The organism is Pseudoalteromonas sp. G4 (genome assembly GCF_028875915.1).
Lineage (GTDB): Bacteria > Pseudomonadota > Gammaproteobacteria > Enterobacterales > Alteromonadaceae > Pseudoalteromonas.
Map to the genome: position 1 here is coordinate 1 of NZ_JAPEHW010000019.1, position 14659 is coordinate 14659.

Annotated in this window: 11 protein-coding genes; 4 read left to right on the forward strand and 7 right to left on the reverse strand. The window is 39.5% G+C overall.

Annotated elements, in window-relative coordinates:
* Together ON073_RS08070 and ON073_RS08075 are read left to right on the forward strand one after the other, a co-directional pair.
* On the forward strand, positions 1-4690 hold a 4690-nt coding region (locus ON073_RS08070; RefSeq protein WP_274761374.1), incomplete at its 5' end, for an Ig-like domain-containing protein.
* 117 nt (positions 4691-4807) lie between these two features.
* Positions 4808-5842 carry an NAD(P)H-dependent flavin oxidoreductase gene (locus ON073_RS08075; protein WP_274761375.1) on the forward strand — a complete coding sequence of 345 codons (1035 nt, stop codon included), beginning with the start codon at positions 4808-4810 and terminating at the stop codon, positions 5840-5842.
* 73 nt (positions 5843-5915) lie between these two features.
* Here ON073_RS08075 and ON073_RS08080 read toward each other — a convergent pair whose 3' ends face one another.
* Positions 5916-7961, reverse strand: a complete 2046-nt coding sequence (locus ON073_RS08080; RefSeq protein ID WP_274761376.1) for a S9 family peptidase — start codon at positions 7959-7961, stop codon at positions 5916-5918.
* A gap of 218 nt (positions 7962-8179) precedes the next feature.
* On the opposite strand from ON073_RS08080, the gene ON073_RS08085 reads away from it, so the two are divergent.
* Positions 8180-9505, forward strand: a complete 1326-nt coding sequence (locus ON073_RS08085) for a hypothetical protein (RefSeq protein ID WP_274761377.1) — start codon at positions 8180-8182, stop codon at positions 9503-9505.
* 67 nt (positions 9506-9572) lie between these two features.
* On the opposite strand, the gene ON073_RS08090 is transcribed toward ON073_RS08085, so the two are convergent.
* Complete coding sequence (locus ON073_RS08090; RefSeq protein ID WP_274761378.1) at positions 9573-11534, reverse strand: TonB-dependent receptor plug domain-containing protein; 1962 nt, start codon at positions 11532-11534, stop codon at positions 9573-9575.
* 120 nt (positions 11535-11654) lie between these two features.
* On the opposite strand from ON073_RS08090, the gene ON073_RS08095 reads away from it, so the two are divergent.
* Positions 11655-12053 (forward strand): hypothetical protein, encoded by a 399-nt coding sequence (locus ON073_RS08095; RefSeq protein ID WP_274761379.1) that lies wholly within the window; start codon positions 11655-11657, stop codon positions 12051-12053.
* Between the two features lie 69 nt (positions 12054-12122).
* Here ON073_RS08095 and ON073_RS08100 read toward each other — a convergent pair whose 3' ends face one another.
* The 5 genes from ON073_RS08100 to ON073_RS08120 all read right to left on the reverse strand — a co-directional run bounded on the left by ON073_RS08100 (position 12123) and on the right by ON073_RS08120 (position 14658).
* Positions 12123-12650, reverse strand: a complete 528-nt coding sequence (locus ON073_RS08100; RefSeq protein ID WP_274761380.1) for a hypothetical protein — start codon at positions 12648-12650, stop codon at positions 12123-12125.
* A 104-nt stretch (positions 12651-12754) separates the two neighbouring features.
* Complete coding sequence (locus ON073_RS08105) at positions 12755-13015, reverse strand: DUF3081 family protein (RefSeq protein WP_274761381.1); 261 nt, start codon at positions 13013-13015, stop codon at positions 12755-12757.
* Positions 13016-13078: 63 nt separating this feature from the next.
* Complete coding sequence (locus tag ON073_RS08110) at positions 13079-13297, reverse strand: VF530 family protein (protein ID WP_274761382.1); 219 nt, start codon at positions 13295-13297, stop codon at positions 13079-13081.
* Positions 13298-13416: 119 nt separating this feature from the next.
* Positions 13417-13845 carry an excinuclease ABC subunit A gene (locus tag ON073_RS08115; RefSeq protein ID WP_274761383.1) on the reverse strand — a complete coding sequence of 143 codons (429 nt, stop codon included), beginning with the start codon at positions 13843-13845 and terminating at the stop codon, positions 13417-13419.
* 9 nt (positions 13846-13854) lie between these two features.
* Positions 13855-14658, reverse strand: a complete 804-nt coding sequence (locus tag ON073_RS08120; protein WP_274761384.1) for a MipA/OmpV family protein — start codon at positions 14656-14658, stop codon at positions 13855-13857.
* Between the last annotated feature and the right edge of the window lies 1 nt (position 14659).

The following is a 14659-nucleotide window of genomic DNA, read 5'->3' on the forward strand; positions in this document are numbered from 1 at the left end:
TATTATTGATAATCAAGCTGGCCACCAAGCACCGAAAGTTTCTGGCATTTTCCTTGATAACAAACAGGTAAAAGAAGGCGAACGCCAAACCTTTACTGTGTTGTTAGCTGAAGCAACTTCTGCTGTAGTTAAATACTCACTTGCACTGAAAGACATTGAAGCAACACAAGATAAAGACTACGCCTCTTTACTTGAGTACACCACTGATAATGGTACTACTTGGACGCAAGTAACCCTAGTTGATGATCTTGAAATTTCAATTCCTGAGGGAATTAACCAGTTCCAAGTTAAGGTGACAACATTAACAGACCAGGAAGCAGAAGAGACCGAAAGTTATCAATTCACCGTCGCAGATACATCAACGATTGCTGAAATTCTTGATAACCCAGATTCAATTCCGGCGCGTTTAGAAAGCAATAATGCCCGTGAATACGAAGTAACAGAGGGTAGTTATGCTGTCTTCGAATTAGCTCTGGATAAGCAAATTCCAAGTGCTCAAAATGTCTTTGTTGCGCTTGAAACACAAGACGCAACAGCTGCGACAGATTTTGCCACGCAAGCTGAGTACTCTTTTGATGATGGTGCATTCTGGCAACCGATTGATTTAACATCTCAAGCTTCATTCTTACTTGCTGAGAATACACAAGATTTCTTAGTGCGCGTATCGGTTCTTAAGGATCAGGAAGCGGATGAAGAAATTGAAATGCTTACCTTGAATGCTTGGACTGAAGATACACAGAGCGATCTAATAGCAGCACCTGTCTTACTGATTGATGCAACGCCTGTAAAAGCCGTTATTGATTTCATTAGTGTTGATAAAAACCCAATTATGGAAGGTGAAGAGGTCATCTTCAATATCGTGTTTGACCGCAAATTAGCACAAACTCAGTCATTGCGTTTTAATGTTGCAGGTTTAGGGGACACGACAAATGCTGACTTCTTAAACTATGGTCAGGTGTCTTTAGATAATGGCACCACATGGCAAGATATGTCATTGATTGATAATACTTTAGTAAACGTGCTATCAGAAAGCCAGAATGTATTAGTAAAAGTAACGTCAATGGTGGATGACGCGATTGAAGAAAACGAAGCATTTGAGTTAAGCGCATGGTTTGAAGACACTGATAAAGTTACTAAATCTGTTGCAGTATCAGACGGCACAGCACCAAAGCCACAGGTAATGTCTGTAATTGCTATGCCAAATCCTGTATCAGAAGGCGCTTCAACTACCTTCGAAATTAGTCTGGATAGCAAAGTGGAACGTGAAATTACTTATCCGTTCCAACTACAAGACGGTAATGCCATTGCACAAGATGATTATGATACAACGGTAGAAATTAGCTTTGACCTTGGCCAAAGTTGGCAAACACTGCTGCTTGCCACTACACAAGATGTTACCGTACCAGAAAATAACGACACAATTTTTGTTAAAGTTGCCACACTGTCAAATGACGAATTTGAGCAGAGTGAAAGTTTTGCATTAGTGGTTGATAATGTTGTTGGCAATGTGTTCATTAACGATGATGACAATGCTGAGCCAATTGCTAACCCAGATGAATTAACCATTGCCGAAGATGAATTCGCTGAATCGATTGCTGTGCTTGCAAACGATGAAGATCCAAATTTCGACCCGCTCACTATTTTAGGCGTGCCAACGGCGCTTCATGGTGTTGTTACTGTAAATGATGACAATAGCATCAACTATCAACCTAAGCCTGATTACTATGGCAAAGATATTATTATTTACAGCATTAGCGATGGTCGCGGTGGTGTTGCCAGCAGCCAAGTAACCGTTGAAATAACACCTGTTAATGACGAACCGCGTCAAACTGACCGTAGCTTAACCACTAAAGAAGATGTCGCCATCAATCACATCAATTTATTACAAGGTATTACTGATCCCGAAGGCGAAGCGGTATCGATTGTGGGCCTACCTATTGCGACAAATGGTCAATTAATTGATGAAGGTAACGGTCAGTTTACCTACAAACCTAATGAAAACTATTTTGGTAACGATGAAATCTTATTTGTCGTTACTGATGGTGAAAAAGAGTTAAATGCCACAATCTCTGTCACGGTGACGCCGGTTAATGACTTACCGACGGCTGAGGTTGCATCTTTGACTGTAACCGAAGATGCAAAAAATGAGATTATTGATACATCACCTTACACCAATGATGTAGATGGCGATACGCTTACTCTAACTTCAGCAGAAGCAAACCATGGACAAATCAGTGTTAACCCTGATGGCACTTTAAGTTACTCACCGAATGAAAACTACTCGGGTACCGATCAAATCAGTTATACCATTGTTGACGGTAATGGTGGCTCAGCTACAGGCATTATCAATGTGACAATTACCGGTGAAACCGATGCTCCCAATGCTAATAACGATGAAGCGCAAACAGACGAAGACACTAAAATCGATGTTATCGATGTGCTGTCAAACGATACCGACCCAGACAATGATAAGTTAACAGTCACACAGGCAACTGCTGATAACGGTATTGTTACAATAAACGCTACAGGCACATTAAGTTATCAACCAAATGATAACTACTTCGGTAAAGACACCATCCATTACACCGTAACTGATGGCGAATTCACTGACAGTGCAGTGGTTGTGGTAACAGTCAATGCTGTAAATGACGACCCTACTACCACTGAAAAAAACATCGAAGTTGATGAAGACTCTAAAACTAATGTAGTTGATTTAGCTCAACATATATTTGATGTTGATGACGATCCGGCTAAAGCGGTTTCTGCAACCGCTGTTAATGGTCAAGTAGAAGTTAAATCAGACGGCAGTCTACGCTACACACCAAATGAAAACTATTATGGTGAAGATACTATTACTTACCAGGTAGAAGATGGTAACGGCGGTCAAGCACAAGGCGTCGTTAAGGTAACTGTAAATCCATTAGATGATGCGCCTATTGCACGTGGCGATAACGCCTCCATCAATGAAGACGAATCATTAATTGGCTTTGATGCACTACAAAATGACGAAGACCCTGATGGCCAAGTGATTACGTTAGTTTCCGCAACCGCATCAAAAGGTCAAGCAACCTTGAATGGTAATTTAATTAATTATCAACCAGATGCTGATTTTTATGGTGAAGTAAGCATTGAGTACACCATCACCGATGGTGAAAAACAAGCAACGGCTTATGTCACAGTAGATGTTCAACCAGTTAATGATGCGCCGACGATGCAACCTGCTTCAACAGCGGTTGACGAAAACTCGCAAAACAATGCTATCAATGTGCTTGATAAAATCACCGATAAAGATGGCGATAATGCAAAACCAATCTCTGCAACAACCAACGATGGTAGTGTGTCAGTTGATGGCAATGGCATCGTTTACTTTACACCGAATAAAGATTTTGTCGGTACTGCAAAAATTGATGTAACGGTTTCAGATGGTAACGGTGGCACTACCACAGGTTACATAACGGTTGTTGTTAATTCAGTAAACCAGCCTCCTGTTGCAGTTGATGATGGCATTCAGGCATTCCAAGACACACCTCTTTATAATATCGATGTATTGTGGAACGACTCTGATTTGAACGGTGATGATTTAACGCTGGTATCAGCTGTTGCACAAAATGGCTCTGTTGATATTGATAATAATCAAAATCTAACTTACACACCAAATGCAGGTTTCTATGGCCAAGATTGGATCACATATACAATCAAAGATCCTGAAGGGTTAACAGACAGTGCGTTGGTTGATGTTCGTGTTAAACAAAACAACTTGCCTGTTGCTAACAATGACAGTGCCACTATTGACCAAGACACTAAACTTACACGCTTTAATGTATTAGCGAATGACACTGACTTAGATTCGGATGCACTTACGGTTTCTCGTGCAATTGCAAGTGTGGGTGAAGTAACCGTTAACAGTGATAACACAGTGACATATACGCCACCAACTGGTTGGGTTGGTAAAGCCGCTATCACTTACACCATAACCGATGGCAAAACTAATAGTACAGCCCAAGCTGTACTAGAAGTAACTGTTTTATCAACTAATACTGCTCCGATTGCAAATGCTGATTCAGCAACCGTAAATCAAGGTGAAACACTAAGTGCAATCAATGTATTAGGCAATGATAATGACCCTGATGGCGACACTTTAACAGTGACGTCTGTTAACCCAAGCCATGGCACTGCAACAATTAATGCTAATGGTACAGTGCGTTATCAAGCACCAGCCAATTATGAAGGGCTTGTGGTTGTGACCTATGGCATCAGCGATGGTAATGGTGGTACTGCCACAAGCCAAGTAAACATTACCGTTAATAAAACATTAGCTCAATGTATTACTGAGTCGGGCAATGGCCTAACTTTCGCCGCCGGTACTAGTATTGCCTTTGCCCATAAGCGCAGTGCTGATTATGCACAAGGTTATAAGGTGTTATCGAATGGTTCTGCTATCACAAGCTGGCAATACCCTGCAAACACCAGTAGCTGGGTTGAGCGTGCCACACTTTCTGGTGGCAGTACATTCTCAATTACGTACAAGTTTAAAGAGAACAACCAAACTTGGAAGTATGGTAGTTGTAAAACCACGATAGGTGAGAATCACACAGGTTACATCGATTGTGATGATACCGGTGGCGACGGTGATTACAACGATACCCAACTACGCTTTAGAATCACCAACGCGTCGGGTATTTGTGAATAATCAATAACGCAAAAAGCCTGCATTCGCAGGCTTTTTTCTTCTCCTTGCATATTTGCTATTCCATCTTGGGTTAATAATTTGTAAACTCAACACATCAGACCAGTTGAGAAAACGATTATGCAAACACGCATTACCCAATTATTTGGCATTGAAAAACCCATTGTGCTTCCAGGTATGAGCTGGATTTCCACACCTGAACTTGTGGCAGCAGTATGTAATGCCGGCGGTTTAGGCATTTTAGCTTCTGGTCCACTTAGCCAACAACAAACGCGTGATGCTATCGCTAAAATCCGCACACTCACAGATAAACCTTTTGGTATTGGTATTACGCTAATGATGCCTGGTGCAAAGCAAAACGCTAAAATTGCACTCGAACTTGAAGTGCCCGTTATCAACTTCTCACTAGGAAAAGGTGATTGGCTGGTTGACGGTGCTAAAAAATATGGTGGTAAAGTCATTGCAACTGTTGTGACAGAAAAACATGCACTTGCCGCACAAAAATCAGGGGTAGATGCCCTACTCGTCACCGGGCACGAGGCCGCTGCACACGGCGGTGAAGTCACCTCGTTGTGTTTAGTGCCGAATATTGTCGATATTGTTGATATTCCAGTGATTGCTGCCGGAGGCTTTGCTGATAGCCGCGGTTTAGTCGCGGCCCTTGCACTCGGTGCCGATGCCGTTGCTATGGGTTCTCGCTTTGCTACTAGCAGTGAAAGCCCTGTTCATCAAAACGTTAAAGATGCTGTGGTAGAAAAACGCGTTGCGGATACTATTTATTCGAAGAATTTTGATGGTTTATATGCACGCGTAATGAAAACACCTGCTGCTGAAAAAGCAACTCGTAAGCCAATGAACTTCTTGATTGCCACAATAAAATCCTTTAAAGCCGCAAAAATGGTCGATATGCCACTTTGGAAATTACTGGTTGGCCTAGTTGCTCAATTTGACAAAATTAAAATGCTCTCGCTATTTGGCGCTGCCACTGAAAAACTAGAAGCAGCCACCATTAAAGGTGATTTAGAGAATGGCGTGCAATTTATTGGGCAATCACAAGGTGTTATTCATCAAGTGCAATCCGTACAACAAATTGTTGATGATGTTGTTTTAGGCGCTGAAGAGCGAATTCAACAACTCGCAAATAAACGAATTTAACTTCCCCCTAAATAAGTTAAGTAAAGCAAAAGCCCCGAATTTTCGGGGCTTTTTATTTAACCTTTATTAAAGCTTAATTTGCGTCAGTGCGATACTTTTCAAACCATGCCATTATATTACCGACTTTTTGAATTAAATTACTCGGCCTTGCAGCAATACCATGACTGGCTTTTGGAATACGCACCATAGCAGAGTCAATTTTACGTAGTTGCAACGCTTGATAATACTGTTCGGTTTCACTCATAGGAGTACGCACATCTTCTTCGCCAGTCAATAACATAGTCGGTGTAGATACATTACCAACCAGTGATAATGGTGATCGTGCCCACAAATGTTCAACATGATCCCAAGGCATGCCAGGCATCCAATATTTGGTGAAATATGAATAACCATCAGCAGTTAACGCAAAACTCAGCCAATTTATTACAGGCTTAGCGACAACAGCCGCTTTAAAGCGATCCGTTTTACCTACAATCCAAGCAGTTAACACGCCACCACCAGAGCCGCCTGTTACAAATAAATTAGTATTATCTACATACGGTTTTGCCACCATGCCATCTACTACATCCATTAAATCGTTATAGTCTTGCGATGGGTAATTGTGATGGATTAAATTCGCAAACTCTTCACCATAAGATGTACTTCCTCGCGGGTTCGCCCATACAACCACATAACCTTTTGCTGCCATCAGTTGCACTTCAGTACTAAAATTTGGGCCATAAGCTGTATGTGGGCCACCATGAATTTCTAATATAAGTGGATATTTTTTTGATGCATCAAAGTTAGGCGGTAATGCATACCACGCTTGAATTTCACGATTATCTACAGATGATTTAACCGTTATTTCTTCAATCTTCGCGGTTGCTTTATGAGCCAACAAGTCTTCATTCAGCATCGTTATTTTTCGTACTTTGCCTTTTCTGACAACGGCAAGATCCGCTGGACGATCACTGTTTGCATGTGTATAAACTAATTCATCATTATCAATCACAGCAAACTCACCCGAAGTATATGGACGCCCTAATGATTGCCCACCCAGTTTTGCTATTTTTTCTTTGATTTTACCCTTTAAACTTACGTAGCCTAGGTATTTCTGACCAAAGTCATCATAACTAAAATAAAGACCGCGCCCCTTTTTATCCCATTTGGGTGAATTAATTGGTCTATCAAGCGTTGCAGTTAAGTTAGTGACTTTACTGCCATCTATGTTCATCACATAAATGTCGTTATTTTGGCTCGATAGTTTCTTATCATCAAAACGTAAATACGCAATGTTTTTACCATTTGGCGATAGGACTGGTGCTGCATCTGGCCCCGGTCGGTTAGTTAGGTTTGTCGTTTCGCCGCTTTCGATATCAATCTGGTAGATATCAGATTCGCGGGGACGATCTTGCCAATCTTTATTACGGTCACCACTAATAAACAAGGCTTTACTGTCTTGGCGCCAAGTAATTTGGCCTCCATGATGAAAATCACCGCTACTTACTTGTCGTGGCGTGCCGCCTTCTGCTGGTACAACATAAATATGACGAAAACCACTTTTCAGAAACCCGCGACCGTCGCTACGGTAACTCATTTGGTCAATATATTTAGCAGTGCCTGCCCAATTCGCACCTTTTGGCTTTTTAGGCATATCTTTAAAAATGCCACTGGATGCTTGTGGTTTAAACATTGAAAAAGCCAGCCACTTGCCATCTGGTGACCAGCTAATATTACTTACACCCTCAGCAACATTTGTTACGCGCGCAGTTTGCCCATTACTAAACCAACGCACATAAAGTTGGTTATCACCCTCTTTATTAGACAAATAAGCAAGTTGTCGCCCATTTGGCGAAAAGCGCGCCATACGATACTGTGCTTTGCCAGAAAGCAGCGGCATATGGCTATTATTAGCAAGGTTGTAATGCCATAAATTAGTACGGGTGCCATCACTCATAATGTCCATGGCGCGTCGTTCATAAACGATAAACTGGCCATCTGGGCTAACTTGTGGCGCCGCCGCATATTCAATGTTAAACACATCTTCATACTGCCACACATCATTTTCTTGTGCCATCACATCTGAGGTTGCAAGTGATAACAATCCAGCGAGCAATGTTATTTTAAATCTGTTACCCATGATCAATTTCCATTTTTCATTATTTAATAGCCAATGTAGCAAGCCTCTTATTTTTTGCAATTCACCTAAGACAAATCACAGATATCCAAGTTTAATTTCACTAAGCATTTTAACACCATGTTATTAAACTATATTTATGCTAAAATTAGGGTGTTTCCATACGCAAAAAAGGAGTATTTAATATCGACCGAGAAGTCAAACTCAGCCAGGATGAAAGTTTGTCTATCAAACTTAGCTACCTTTTATTACCCAAAGAATCGCAACGACTCGACCTCTACTTTTCCTTACCTGTAGAAATGGGTATAAACTCAAGCACATTTAATGAAGAAGACTATTTTCACGCACACGTTAAAAGCCACAGTGCATATTATTCCGAGCAATTGCATCTACCTTTAGTACGCAGCCGTTTTATTAGCCAATCAAAAGGTGAAAAAGCAGATTATCGCTTAAATCTAAACCTTTATTCATATCAAATTCGCTTAGCACTAGAGGCCGATATAAAACAGACAATACAACTTAAAGAAGCTGACGAGTTTTATCCTGCTGCCATTGAATTAGTAGAGCAAGCACAAGTTTTACTGAAAAAACTACGTCGTTATACGCCACCAGACAAAAAGTTAAAGTCGTATTTTGAAAATGCAGATAACTACTTAAGTTGGCACACTGAGCAAATGTTTTTAAAACTGCTCTCGAAAGGCCCCAAAAATTCGGAGTTCACAAAAGAGCGTGAAATTTTACGTTCGTTTTGTCGAAACGAGACACAATACCGTAGCGATCAAGAATACAATTCCATATTGACCTTAGACGATCCAAATCGTATTACGAATAAAATGCGATTATTGCAAAGGCTTACCGAATATGGCGTGGTATTTAGTAAAGAAACAAAAAACTTAAATTTAAACCTGCAACGATTAGTTCGCGGCACTGTTACTGCAGTAATTATGGCATTTGTCATGTTTTTAGTGCTCAATGCACGTTCAAACTTTCAAGAAATTACCGTCGCTTTAATCGCATTTTTAGGTGTGCTTTATGGCCTACGTGAGATTTTTAAAGACGACTTAACTCGCATTATTTGGCGCAAAATAAAACAAGGCAGACCCAAATGGCGACATATTTTCCGTAGCAGCTTTGATAACAAAACCATTCATACTCAAACTGTTTGGCTGGAACATATTCGACGTAAATCACTGCCAAAAGAAGTTTCCGATCTTTTCAAAAAGCGTCGTCAACAGAATAAACAAGCGGCACACCTTATCCATTACCGCTGTGATAGTAAGGTGATTGCCAAAGAATTTTTACCTGGTTATGAAGAAATTCAACAGCAAGTTTATTTTAACTTGACGCCCTTTGTACGCTATTTGAAAAAAGGCGCTGGTAAATTATACAGCTTGGAAGGCAATAAAGTATCAGGTCAATCAGTTGAAAGGCGATACCAAATAAACTTGGTGGTTACTTACAGTGCCAATGGCTCTCATACTGCAACACGCTATAAAATTACGTTAAATCGTTCCGCCATTGTTAGTATTGAAGAAATGCCTGACTAGTCAGAAAATTTATAAAAAGAAGTGCGCATAATAAAAGTTATGTGCCTTTTCCCCCCGGAGAATATCACTAGTTAAAATTGAATTGGTAGTTAACCCTCAGATTTCTGCCTTTACCTGGCACTGCACCATTCCATACTCTTGGGTCAAAAATTGCGTACTCTTTGTCTAAAAGATTTTCCGCTGATAGAGAGACGCTTTGCTTTCCGAATTCGCGTTCCATTTTAAAATTGACCAAACTATAACTCGCTTGAAAAAATTGCGTTTCTTCCGAAAGTGCTTCTTCAATCTTATCTCGCCAAATAGTGTTCAAATAGAGTGTGGCAAAGGAGGTGGGATAACGAAGCGATAAATTAGCAAAACGCTTAAAGCTTGCATTTATCGGTTCATCAAAAAGTTGCGTGTAATTAACTAACACATTCAACTTACTAAACGCTTTGCTGGCTGAGAACTCCACACCTGTAATATTTTCATTTACAGTATTATCAAAGGTAAAAAAACTGTTCCCCTCAATTGGCACTAGATTAATAAAATCCCTCAGTTGATTGTGAAATATCACAGTTTCAAGGGACAAATTATTATCCGTGTATAACCAAACAAGTTCACTGGTTTTCACGTATTCAGAGGTTAAATTGGGGTTTCCCTTGGTCACGCTATCACTTGAATACAATTCATTATTTACAGGTGTTCTAAATGACTCGCCATATTGCAGTTTAAAACTGTGATGGTTGATTGGCTTCCAAATAGCTGAAAACCGTGGCGACAATTTACTATCAATCCCCTGAATATCATCATATCGCGCGCCGATAAAGAGCAACCACTTTTCATCTAATTGCCATTTAAGTTGACTGAATACGCCATAAAAATCATGTGAGGCTCTAAGTGCTGCAAACTCGGGGATATTATCCAGACGCACTAAACTGCCTAAATAATTACTGTCATCGGGAATAATTAATTCACTTTGGTAATCATAATAGTTAGTTGTAGCGCCAGCCTGATACTGACTGGCATGACGATATTCAAGACCAGAATTTAATTGTTTATCTTCTGCTAATTTAAGGCTGTGTGACAGTGAAAATTTTGTCCATTGTGTTTGCCAATTAGGCCCTACTAAAAAGTCTTCACTGACTATGCCGAATTCTTTAGGTAACACCATTCCTGAAGAGTCTATTTGAAAATTTGCATAACTGACGAGCGCATCTAAAGTGTGACGTTCGTTTTGCCAGAGATTATGCTCTAGGCTTGTACTAAAAGACTGGCTCTTATGAACATTTTCATTACTGTAACCACCAAGATTAATAAATTCATCTAACTGATTTTCAATAAAATGAAATGATATTTTTGTGTCTTGGTAATTTAACTGTGCATTTAGTAAAACGTGTTTTAGTGGATCTTTAACGTCAAAATTGTCTGTCACAGCATAGCTTTGACCATCAGCTTGCTGCAACGATATATTGCCATTAAACGTAACATCATCTTGTTTATGGCTATAACTGCCACTTAAAGCTTTATAACCATGCTCACCTATTGAAAGGGTTAATTGTTGATGCTGTTTTTTGGTAATAAAATTAACGACTCCCAAAAACGCATTACTGCCATAAAGTGCAGAGCCCGGCCCACGAATTATTTCCACTCGTTCCAATATTGATGCGGCAATAAACGGAGTATAAACCGTTGCTTTGCCAAATGAACTTTCATTTAGACGCACACCATCTAATAAAATTAATAAATAGCCATTGTCTAAGCGTACTCCTCGGGCGTGCTCTTTTGGCACAGCCCCCACCCAATCGCCTCGTGCCATTTGCATACCTGGCACAAAATTCAGTACATCAAACGCGTTTATAATGCCAAGGGATGAAATTTTTTGTTCATCAAATACGGTTATCGTTGAAGGTGCAGTTGCGCGAGTTTCAGATGTATTACTTGCTATGGTTACTTCTAATTGACTGAGTTGTGCAATATCTAATGAGAATAGATCAGCTTGTGAACTGTTACTTGTTGCAAAGCTATTAAACGAAGTCGCTATAAGCAAAACAAAGCAAAAAGAACGATAAAACAGTTTTAGCATTATTATTAGTGTATAGTTATCGGCTCGGATATACTTTAAGAATAGTAAAAAGTACTGTAACAGCAAGTGGTTAATAATTAATTTATGATTGAGCAAACTCTAAAAAGTATTCCTAATTTAGCATTATTTCAACGTGTCACTTGTCAGGTGCTTAATCAATTAAAATTAGCTTTTCCTAATCCCAGCGACATTTCGTGTACCCAACTTGCCCAGCAAATTATTAATGAAACAGCTTTAGAAAATACTCTTGTGCTTGATATTGCTATTGAAATAAGTGCCGTTATTAGCTGGTTAGAAAAAGCGGGGCTTATTTGGGTTGGCGGACACGACCTTAATGATTTTTTTGATGTCACAATATCAAAGCAAGGCTTGTCTAAACTTTTAATAGAAATGGATGGGGAAAGTTTGGCGCAAAAACTATCCAACTCACCTTCTAAAGAAGCACAATTTGAAATTATTGAATCTTTGATTTCAAATCATTAATGTTTATAACATTCTGACACTGCTACTATAACGAAGGAAATAGTAGCAGTTGAAAAGTAATTCTAACCATTATTTAAGAGTTGATAAGCGCCCAATTAAGTTATTTAACGCTGTAACACTAAACCCCCTGTCATAAAAATAAACTATTTTGCCGATGTCATCTAACAACACCACGCGTGCATTATTTGGCTTTTCATTGCCGGTAAATGCCTGAATACGCTCACCGTCCTCATAAATTGTAATTACCCCACCCCATAACTCTTTTGGAATGCCGCGGCGCATACCCTCGTCAATTTGGGTACTAAACATTCGCGGAAACATGCCTGCAATGGTTGGCAGTTCGTAGGCAACCACATCAACCTCTTTCATATCAAGCCCGATAAGCCACCGGTCAATGTCAAATTGCGAGTCTTGTTTATAACCAATTAAAAAAAGCGCTGCTTTGCCGAGCATAGCTTCAGGCAAATTTATATTTTGCTTTTCTAGGCTTGTTCCAGACACGTTCGGAAAAACTGTGCCTTCTACATTTTGGTTTGGATACTGTGTAGCGCAGCCCGATAAAACCGCAATCAGAAATAAATTAAATAGTGCTTTCATGTTTGCCTCGAAAAATCTTTTTTATAGAGTACGTTAGTTAAAGCAAAATGGTTTTCAGTAATTAAGCATTAAGCATTAAGCAAGCTAGCCTGATCACAGGCTAACTAATCAACCTCTTTTACAAGCGCTTCAAGTTTGCTCATAAACACATCTTTTAATTTACTGTGTTCATAATCAAGATGATAAGTGTTGTGAAAGCCAAAACGCAGCAACACACCATTTCCTTTTAAGTAAATGGTGTAGCCGTCAATATCTGAAAAGGCGGTGATCCCTTGATAAAGTTTACCGTCTTCAAAGTCTTCTCCTTTTTTGTAAATAAGGTCGAATACTTTTAATAATAGTTTGGCATCTAGCTCGTTTTTCATAACTAAGTACTCCCTGATTGCTCAAATTGTTACTTAATTATAGTGAGTTACTTAACTTTTAGATCAATTAGAGAAAGTATCGAGGTAAAGCGCTTCAACTTTATCACGCGCCCATTGTGTTCGGCGTAAGAATTTCAGCGATGATTTGACTGATGGCTCGTTTGCAAAACAATTGATTTTAATCTCACGATAAAGTCCATCCCAACCATATTCTTCAACTAATTGAGTCACAATTTGCTCTAGCTTTATGCCATGTAAAGGGTTGTTTGGTTGGTTTTGCATTTTAAAAGCCTTAAATAAGGGGCTGGTGTTTTTGTTTTACTCTCACTTTAATTAGTAAACAAAAATCAGCAGCCACTAAAAAAGCCCTAAACGGGCTTTTTTATAATAATGTTTAACGGTTATAGTTTAACTAAATCGCCTTTTAATGTCACACCTGCCATTAAAAAGCCTGCGCCACATTCAAATTCAGTATCACTTACAAATTCACGTTTTTTATAGAACGAGCTGATGTTTACTACCGCATTCATACCTTCTTTGCGAGCTCGCTGTTGCATTGCTTTAAGTGCGCTTAGCATTACCCATTGGCATGCTTCTTTATCACTTTTGTTTACCGCGTTGGTTTTTTTGTTTGTTTGCACTTCACCGTAAGTTGATAAAACTTTACCTGCGTCTTGCTTACCAAAAAATAATTTAATTTCTGGGTCAAGTGTTTGCTGTGCTTTTGAGGTTTTTAATAATTCATCAACAGAATAGCGACCAATATCATCACGCGCTGTAGCTGTGGTTGCCGCAAGTACTAAAGATACACCTAGAATTAACTTTTTCATTTTTTCTCCCTACTTTTTTAATGAGTAAAACTTCCATGCAAAACCTAATCCGAGCGATACATTACTCTTCTCTCGCATCAACGGGCTATGCTGATTTGCACTGTGTGAATAATTATAATAACGAATAAAACCACCGGCCCATAACCAGTCATTATCGTATGTTAAACCTAAACTAAAAACAGACGCAAGGTAACCTGCGTCAGCATCATATTGCAAACGGTCAATTGTTTGAAATTGCTCTGCTACTTGATAAAAGTAATTATTGTATGCGTGCGAGCCAAAACGTGAACTAATACGAGCGGTTAAATTCACTTCATGTAGCTCTTTATGATATAACTTTTTGCCCGTCTCAATAATCAGCCCAGACACACTGCCAATATCATCAACATCTCGGTTATCAATTGCATACGCTTTTCGAATAAATGGGGAAATATAAAAGTAGTTATCTGCAAGTGGGTCGCCATAAGCAAAATATTGATAACTTGGCCCTATTTCGCCTACCCATGCAAGGTCATCCATACCCTCACGGGCGCGATTATCTTTACTTGCTACCGCAATCGCACCACCGGCGCTTAGGCTTAAATAATGCTTAGAGGCAATTTCTAGAAAAGAAGCAAACTCATTACGTTCAACCTTATAGTGCTCTTTTTCGATATGAATATATGGCAGTGGTACAAGGTAACTTTCGTTTTGATCAGAGCCTAAATAGTGCGGAATAGATGAATAAAATGCGCCAACACCAAAAGTGACCTCGTCAGCAACACAAAGCGGCGGAAAGACTAATAAAATTAACGCAATCCATTGCTTTAACATA

Bases quoted from the DNA above. Each gene is read 5' to 3' on its own strand.
- ON073_RS08110 (WP_274761382.1), bottom strand. From the start codon at position 13,297: ATGCAAAACCAACCAAACAACCCTTTACATGGCATAAAGCTAGAGCAA.
- ON073_RS08100 (WP_274761380.1), bottom strand. From the start codon at position 12,650: ATGAAAGCACTATTTAATTTATTTCTGATTGCGGTTTTATCGGGCTGC.
- ON073_RS08080 (WP_274761376.1), bottom strand. From the start codon at position 7,961: ATGGGTAACAGATTTAAAATAACATTGCTCGCTGGATTGTTATCACTT.
- ON073_RS08120 (WP_274761384.1), bottom strand. From the start codon at position 14,658: ATGTTAAAGCAATGGATTGCGTTAATTTTATTAGTCTTTCCGCCGCTT.
- ON073_RS08075 (WP_274761375.1), top strand. From the start codon at position 4,808: ATGCAAACACGCATTACCCAATTATTTGGCATTGAAAAACCCATTGTG.
- ON073_RS08095 (WP_274761379.1), top strand. From the start codon at position 11,655: ATGATTGAGCAAACTCTAAAAAGTATTCCTAATTTAGCATTATTTCAA.
- ON073_RS08105 (WP_274761381.1), bottom strand. From the start codon at position 13,015: ATGAAAAACGAGCTAGATGCCAAACTATTATTAAAAGTATTCGACCTT.
- ON073_RS08115 (WP_274761383.1), bottom strand. From the start codon at position 13,845: ATGAAAAAGTTAATTCTAGGTGTATCTTTAGTACTTGCGGCAACCACA.